The organism is Mesorhizobium salmacidum (SeqCode), from assembly GCF_037179605.1.
Lineage (GTDB): Bacteria > Pseudomonadota > Alphaproteobacteria > Rhizobiales > Rhizobiaceae > Mesorhizobium > Mesorhizobium salmacidum.
This window is the reverse complement of the sequence record NZ_JAPYKS010000060.1, coordinates 1-7,515: the sequence shown is the minus strand read 5'-3', so window position 1 is coordinate 7,515 and position 7,515 is coordinate 1. Positions and strand designations below refer to the sequence as shown.

The 7,515-nt window shown below is 59.5% G+C and carries 6 protein-coding genes; 5 read left to right on the top strand and 1 reads right to left on the bottom strand.

The window, feature by feature from the left end; genetic code table 11:
- Positions 1 to 196: 196 nt before the first annotated feature.
- The gene (locus O7A60_RS31505; RefSeq protein ID WP_337109548.1) at positions 197 to 322 is read right to left on the bottom strand and encodes a hypothetical protein; all 126 of its coding nucleotides are present in this window, start codon (positions 320 to 322) and stop codon (positions 197 to 199) included.
- An 864-nt stretch (positions 323 to 1,186) separates the two neighbouring features.
- Between O7A60_RS31505 and O7A60_RS31500 the strand changes: the two genes are divergently transcribed.
- The 5 genes from O7A60_RS31500 to O7A60_RS31480 form a co-directional block, all read left to right on the top strand.
- Entirely contained in the window at positions 1,187 to 2,335 is a 1,149-nt protein-coding gene (locus O7A60_RS31500; protein WP_337109547.1) for a heparan-alpha-glucosaminide N-acetyltransferase domain-containing protein, read from the top strand.
- A gap of 1,690 nt (positions 2,336 to 4,025) precedes the next feature.
- The gene (locus O7A60_RS31495; protein ID WP_337109546.1) at positions 4,026 to 5,921 is read left to right on the top strand and encodes an ABC transporter ATP-binding protein; all 1,896 of its coding nucleotides are present in this window, start codon (positions 4,026 to 4,028) and stop codon (positions 5,919 to 5,921) included.
- A 348-nt stretch (positions 5,922 to 6,269) separates the two neighbouring features.
- The gene (locus tag O7A60_RS31490; protein WP_337109545.1) at positions 6,270 to 6,569 is read left to right on the top strand and encodes a hypothetical protein; all 300 of its coding nucleotides are present in this window, start codon (positions 6,270 to 6,272) and stop codon (positions 6,567 to 6,569) included.
- The gene (locus O7A60_RS31485; RefSeq protein WP_337109544.1) at positions 6,566 to 6,997 is read left to right on the top strand and encodes a PIN domain-containing protein; all 432 of its coding nucleotides are present in this window, start codon (positions 6,566 to 6,568) and stop codon (positions 6,995 to 6,997) included. Before O7A60_RS31490 ends, O7A60_RS31485 begins: the two co-directional genes overlap by 4 nt.
- A 288-nt stretch (positions 6,998 to 7,285) precedes the next feature.
- Positions 7,286 to 7,515: hypothetical protein (locus O7A60_RS31480; RefSeq protein ID WP_337109543.1), on the top strand; the 230-nt coding region annotated here is incomplete at its 3' end.

The window sequence follows — 7,515 nt, the reverse complement described above, 5'->3', positions numbered from 1 at the left end:
TAGCCTCACGCAATCGCGTGATGCCGCATCGGTCCGCGATGAACCATTGGGTTGGCCTCGAAACTGGAGGAGAACGGGCTCAGCGACAGGATCGCAATTCATCCTGGCGCAAAGGCCTACAACTCAGACCCCCATCGCCTTTCTGCGGGCATGCCTCACGGTCATTGCGGTCGCCGAATAGTCTTCCCACCTGGTCCTAGAGTATGATCTCCACATTCATCGGCTCGAGCACCGATCGGCAATTGGCGATCAGTTCGCCGGGCGCGGACGTGGCATAGAACGCCGCCGAAAACACCGCCTTCCGCAATCGCGATCGCGCCATAGTATGCCCGATCCTGAGCCCGCCTTCCGCGATCCCAGGTCGGCGTCGTCGGCGAATTCGGCCAGCGCAGGCTATTGCCAGGTTGAGAATACCGGCCGCCAAAAAGGGACCAAGGGCCGACTCGCGCCAGTTGCAAATCTGCGAAGCACCGACGCGGGGCAGCCCTATAGAACTGCGTTTTACCCGAGAGTCCGGCGCCGGTGGTCGCAGAGTCAAATCGCTCTTGCCTGCACGCCCGCCGCAACAAGCCGGTTCCGGAGACCGAGCCCTGCCATGCCGCGGAGCGACTGGTCATCAGAAGGCAGACAGAGCCGCTTTTCTTCGGCCGTATTCGATTGCTGGCACAACACGAGGCGGTCACACGAACGGAAACCACGAACACGTTTTCGGCGCTTCTATTCTAAGCCCGTGAATTCACGGCGCCAGAGCCGTCCCCGAAGCTCTGTCGAACAAAGTCCATAGCCTTCCCGCGCTCGCTCGCCAGCTACGTGACTGGTCGTCGTCTATCACTCGCCGAAAAAGCGGCCGCCCCTGACTCCGTGATGTCAGTCGATCAGGTCGTCGCATGTCCGACATTGGCGGCTATCGGACAACGCCTCCAAGGTCATACCCGTTGCTGCAAGCGGCCTTTCCTTTGGCACGGCATTTGCAGCCTATGGACAACCGGGGCTCCCGCCTCGGCGATCAGGAGAAATCATCCCAACCCAGCTCGCCAAACCCGCAGTCATGTCGACGTGATAGCGCGACCTTGCCTCGTCAAGGGTGGCCTGTTCCTTCGCCGCTCTCCAGGGTTCTTGCGGACACGGGCTTACCGCGCGTCGGATTTATCCGCCGGCAGCGCATTACCAACGCATCGGAGACGCCATGAGCTTTTCTCGACTCAACTCAGCCTTGGCGGCTAGCGCCCCCGTGGCAGGAGGTGCCGACTCGGGCCGATGCTCGCCGGCAAACCGACTTGTCGGCGTTGACCTGGCGCGCGGATTGGCTGTGTTCGGCATGTACGCCGTACATGTCGGACCCGATCCAAGCGAAGGGGGTGTCACCGATTTCTTTCTAGAACTCGCTCATGGTCGCTCTTCTGCGCTCTTTGCCTTCTTGGCGGGGTTCTCCCTTGTCCTTATCACTGGAAGAATCCCCAAGACAGGACAAGCAGGCCGCCAAGCTGCGACCAAAATCGTGATACGCGCGCTCATCCTGCTAGCCTTAGGTCTGCTGCTGGAAGTCACCCAAGCGCCGGTGGTTGAGATCCTCGCCTTTTACGGACTGTACTTTCTGCTGGTTCTTCCACTCTACCGGCTCGATGCGGTCACCCTCGCAGCCATAGGGCTTTCGACGACACTTGTGCTTCCCCAGCTGAGCTTCCTGCTTAACGAGATGATGGATGAGGAGATGCCTTTCGTCACGCTGTGGCTCAGTGGGACGTACCCTGCCATCACATGGATACCATTCGTTATCGCAGGCATGGCAGTCGCACGTCTGAATCTGACGAAGGTGACCACCCGCCGGTGGTTGGCGATCGCTGGAATAGTGCTTGCCGTCCTTGGATATGGAGGGTCCGCTCTCGCCTTGCACTATATGCCTGGGGTAGCAGAGGCGATCACCGAGCAGGGTGGGGACATAGGCGATCTCTCGTGGTCGAATGCGGGAGAGACGTGGTCCGGTTACGGGGCCGTTTGGTTGTGGGTGGCCTCACCTCACAGTGATACCACCTTCTCGATCCTGGGGAACACCGGCGTCGCCCTTCTAGTTCTGGCGATCAGCCTGGCCGTTTCCGACACGCGTCTTCGCGTGCTGACCGCTCCAATCGCGACTGTCGGTTCCATGTCGTTGACGGCTTATATGCTGCACATCGGGGGAATCTGGGTGCTCGACCCAGTTGGGTCACTCTACGAGCTAGGAGGCTTCGTACTCGCAACCAGTGCGTTCGCAACGTTATGGCGGCGCGCGTTCGGCCGAGGTCCGCTCGAGGCGCTGATGGGCAAAGCCGCAGACCTGTCTCGCTTCGTGCCTTAGCACTGCGTCAACCGAACAGCATGCGCGAGATCCGCGGCCATTTGAGGAGCTTCTGCTTCCACCACGCCGAGAACTGACCGGCATGTCGGGCAACTTTTCGTGTCGAAGCGACGGTGGCGCGAATAGCCGCTGTTCATGCCTGTGTGGGAGATACGACGGACGCAACATGCTCGGGCGAGTGACGATATCCGCCATGACGCAGGTGGGTGGCCGCCGCGTGGGTCGGGCCGGGATGCCCATGACCTGTGGCGTAGTAGACGCGCCTGCTCTTCGTGGAGCGCGGATACCGGCACGGGTCGGGCAGTACCGGCCTATGGCCATGCATGCGCTCGTCCTGGCCATCTGGAGTTCCGGAGCGAGCCCACTTGTCGTTCCGGGAATCCGGCCGGCATGTCGACCCGCAGCCCTCGCGCTACGTTATGGAGCCGGGCGCCGGCTCTGCCCGGCCTCACGCTTCGGGTTCGGTCGCGCGCTCCGTCTCCAGAGGGATCGGCTAAGCCATCGGTCAAGGGCGGTCTGGTGAAAGCGTCGGCAAGGGTGGCGGGCGGCGATACCGCGGGCGTCTTCAAGCCGTGCTTGACGAAACCACGCCTCCCCGTGATGCCCTTCACTGTTCACCCGTTCGACCGCGTCCCCGAGAAGTTCCAAAGTCTCGACCATGGGTCATTGCCGTACGATAGGATCGCTATCGAGTGGTTCTGACTTAATGTTACTGAGCCGCCAAGCCTCCCCAACCTGAAGCGCTGCAGCACCCTTGTACGCTCTCGCCAGCGTGGAATTGTTTAACGGCGCTTCGCGGGTCAGCACGCCTGGATTAACCGCCCACTCCTGCCAGAACCTGACTTTCTGGCTAGATTGCGGGCAATAAACCAGTCATTATAGGGAGATCACATAAGCGCGTCATGTTATCGATCCCGCCTTGGCCCACGCGCCGTAGCGCGCTTCGAAGTTCTCGGTCGCGACGGTGATCGCGATCTGATCCGATGGACCGCTCGTCGGCAGTCGGAGGACATCCCCGATTCAGAGCTCGCGCGACCGTCAGCAAGTCGATCGCTGGTATCAAGCCTGGCGGGATTTGTCCGCATACCAGCGGGCGCCGCTGGTGGGACCGATCTTGATTTTTCGCGGCCCCACGAAGAGGGGTCGACCTGGACACGTTACCTGCTTCAACCAACCCTTATCCGAATTGTCGTCAGACTGCAGTCATCAGAATCGCTCATGCAATGGATGTCGTCGCAGCGCGGCGGTTCTGTTCGTCGCGTGGCTGACGCTTCCGGATATCTGCCGCGGTATTTTTTGAAAAAATCATCGAAGACAATCGAATGCCGAGTACCTCACCCCTGAACGAAATTGGCGTTCTTGCAGATTCGAGGTCGTGCTGTAGGAGCGATGCATTTGCGCGCCCGGACCCATCACCGCACCAAGGCGTTCGGAAGGTCAAGGCATTGCATGCAAAAGCCAGGCCGCTCATCCAGCCACCTCGTACGCCAGGCTTAGGTGCTTTCACTTGGCACGACATTTGCGCGGTAAATTGGCAACCAGCCTGCATCGGCTCAGGAGAAAACATGCCAACTCAGCTCGCCCGACCGCGGTGGAGTTCGGTTGGGATACCCGATGGAAATCAGAATGACCGACCTGCAGGCAAGAAGCAGTCCATTAACCCTTCGGATCACAGACGCGAGATCTTAGTATGAAGAGCCAGAATTGCGGCAATCCTCAACCAACTGCTCCTGGCCACGATCCGTCCTCGCCACCGGGGGTGCGCTCCACGGAGAGGCGCCTCGGCACGTTTCGCGTCATAGCCCTGTATGTTGCGATGGCTTGGCGCACAAGCCGATATCTAACCTTGTCCTCATTGTTGCTGAGGCTTGCCGATTCACTGGTTCCCGTCAGCATACTTTATGTAGGCAAGCTGATCATTGACGACGTCAGTCACCAAATCCCATACGGGGCGCCCGTCCTTTCCGACGTGCTTTATGGGGAGAGGTTGCATCCGCTTGCACTGTTGATTGCGGCAGGGTTCGGGCTGGCTGTGATCACCGATGTGTTGAGCCGCGTCCGATCTCTCGTTGAAGGTACACTTGGCGAGCGGATTTCCGTTGCATTGACCGCCCTTCTCATGGAGCGTGCCGCGACGCTGGATCTGAAGGATTTCGAGGACGCCGAATTTCAGGCCCATCTCGAAGCTGCGCGCGAGCAGACAACCGACACCATGACGCTGTCTGGTCTTTTTTCACAGGCGGCGAGCATTGTAAAAGTGATGGCTTTCGCTGCGGCCCTTCTCATCATTGCGCCTTGGGTGATGGTTCTTCTGTTGATCGCAGTGGTGCCGGCGTTTGTCGGCGAGTTCTATTTCAATGAGAGGAGATACTCGCTCGATTGGAGCCGCATTCAGGAGCGGCGCGAACACGACTATTTATGCTTTACGGCAACCAGCGTGGAAGCGGCCAAAGAGGTCAAGATTTTCGGGTTGAGCCGATTTCTCATCAGTCGCTATGTCGCGCTTGCACGGCAATTCTACACCGCAATGCGCAAGCTGGAGGTACGGAATGAAATCTGGAGTGGCGTCTTCACCACGCTCGCCACGATGGCCTATTACGGCGCTTACGCTTACATCGTGTGGCGTACGCTGCAGGGGGACTTCACCGTTGGTGACCTTACGTTCCTCGCCGGTTCGTTCCTGCAACTGAGCAAGGAGGTGGAAACGGTGCTGTTCCGTTTCGCTGGTATATTCGCCAGCGAGGTGGAGTACCTCAACTACCTGTTCTCCTTCTTTCAACGGGAGCCTGAAATCCTGACGCCCGAAAATCCGCTGCCCGTCCCTTCCCCAGTCCGAGAAGGCTTCGTCTTCGAAGATGTGGGATTCAGATATCCGGGATCGGAGCGGTGGGCAGTGCGTGGTCTCAACTTCGAGCTGCTGGCCGGAGAGGTGGTGGCGGTCGTCGGGGAGAGCGGCGCTGGGAAGACCACGCTGGTTAAGCTGCTGACACGCCTCTACGATCCCGATGAGGGCCGGATCCTTCTCGATGGCAAGGATTTGCGCGAGTACGATCTGGATGAACTACGCAACTCGATTGGCGTGATCTTCCAGGATTTCGTTCGCTACGCCATGACCGCTAACGACAACATCGCGGTTGGCCGCATCACGGCGCGCAAGGATGGAGATCGCATAGAACGCGCCGCCGAATGCAGCCAAGCCTCGAAGGTCATCGGCAGGCTGCCTGAGGGATATGACCAGATGCTCGGCAACGGGTTTAAGGGTGGTGTGGAGCTGTCAGGTGGTGAATGGCAGAAGATTGCCATTGCTCGAGCCTACATGCGAAATGCTGAGCTATTGATCCTGGACGAACCGACGGCCGCACTCGACGCTCGTTCGGAATACGAGGTGTTCCGGCGTTTCAAGGAGCGGAGCAAGGGCAAAACATCGGTTCTAATTTCCCATCGCTTTTCCAGCGTGCGGATGGCCGATCGCGTTCTGGTGCTGGCCGACGGGAAAGTTGAGGCGCAGGGTACACATGAGGAACTTTTGGCGCAGTCCGGTCGCTACGCCGAACTCTTCGAACTCCAGGCGGCGGGCTTTCGATAGGCGGCTATTGGCTCGTCAGGGTTGAACGGCCCTTCCAGAGGTGCAGCGTGCTCTTCTCAAGGTGCAATCGGGAACGTCAGATTCCTGGGTGGATAGTGCGCTGCTGTTTGACACAGTGGAGGTGTTCACCCGCCGCTAGGAAAACATGCCCACGGTGGTTCACAAACGGAAGAACCACGCCATCCGCACGAGGTTCTGGTGCAATTTTTCGCGCAGATGGAATGCGTAGATCGACTTGAGCGAGGACCTCCGTCTCCTCCCTGCCCCGGCAAGTCGCGCCCGCACCGATCGCCCCCACCTTGCCCAAGCCCCGTTTCTGGCTATATTACTGGATAGATGGAGGTCATCATGGGAAATTCACAGAAGCGTGCCATCCAACATTACCGCTCCCGACTTGCTCTGCGCGGCTTAGCGCGCTTCGAAGTACTCGGTCGGGACGCTGATCGCGATCTGATACGATCGCTTGCCCGGCGCCTGTCGGAGGATACCCCCGAAGCGTCGGAGCTTCGCGCGAGCGTGAGCAAGTCGATCGCTGGCGAGCCACCCAAGCCTGGCCGAATCCTCGCCGCCTTGCGGGGTTCGCCGCTGGTGGGCACCGACCTCGATTTTTCCCGGCCCCATGAACAGGGGCGCAAAGTCGACCTGTGACGCGCTACCTGCTTGATACCAACATCATCAGTAATGTTCTCAAACCGCAGCCATCGGAATCGCTCGTGGCATGGATGTCGTCACAGCGCGACGAGGATCTGTTCATCGCGTCGCTGACGCTTGCGGAGATCCGCCGCGGTATTTTGGAGAAGCCACGAGGCAAAAAACGCGACGCGCTCGACAAGTGGTTCTCGGGGTCCGAAGGACCGCAGGCGCTGTTTGCGAACCGTATCCTATCGTTCGACGACAAGGCGGCGCTGATCTGGGCGCAGCTGATGGCGAAAGGGAAAGCGTCCGGCCGGCCACGTAGTGGGCTTGATATGATCATAGCCGCCGTCGCCGGCGCGAACGAGTGCGTGTTGGTGACAGACAACGAAAAGGACTTTGCCGGACTGCAATTCGTCAATCCGATACGCCGTGCGGTGTGACGCACTAGGCGTAAAGGCGTTGGGGAGAAAAGATGGCCGGGACTCAGACAGAGGGCCCACTGCAAACCCGGTGCGCGCTGCTCAGTTCTTCCGCTAACCAGCTGCACGGACTATCGCAGGTCCGGACGACCCGTTGGGCCAGGGCTTGACTCCGATGATGCCGAAAGCAAAATTTCGGATATACTCAGACTGAGCATAGGAAGAGGCAATCACACCGGGTCATGGCGTCCCGGTAATGCACGCAATAGGATGAATCGGACCGCCGGTCGGCCCGGCTTCGCGACTGGTATGCTCAACCACAGCCTGACGAACATCGCTCATCCGGTTGAACGACAGCAAGGGCAGTTTTGGGCCAGCACCCGGTCGGCCAGCGTTGCGAGAAGCCTGATGCCCTCATCTCACCCCAGCGGCAAACGACCATCATGGAAGCAATGCGTTATGGAAGCACCTGCGCTTTGGCGTCGGCACCTCGATGACACGTTCGAGTTCCTCAATCAGATCCGCAAAAGTTCAAGCCA

Coding starts and splice junctions, on each gene's coding strand:
- O7A60_RS31505 (WP_337109548.1), bottom strand. CDS start 322: ATGGCGCGATCGCGATTGCGGAAGGCGGTGTTTTCGGCGGCGTTCTAT.
- O7A60_RS31500 (WP_337109547.1), top strand. CDS start 1,187: ATGAGCTTTTCTCGACTCAACTCAGCCTTGGCGGCTAGCGCCCCCGTG.
- O7A60_RS31495 (WP_337109546.1), top strand. CDS start 4,026: ATGAAGAGCCAGAATTGCGGCAATCCTCAACCAACTGCTCCTGGCCAC.
- O7A60_RS31490 (WP_337109545.1), top strand. CDS start 6,270: ATGGGAAATTCACAGAAGCGTGCCATCCAACATTACCGCTCCCGACTT.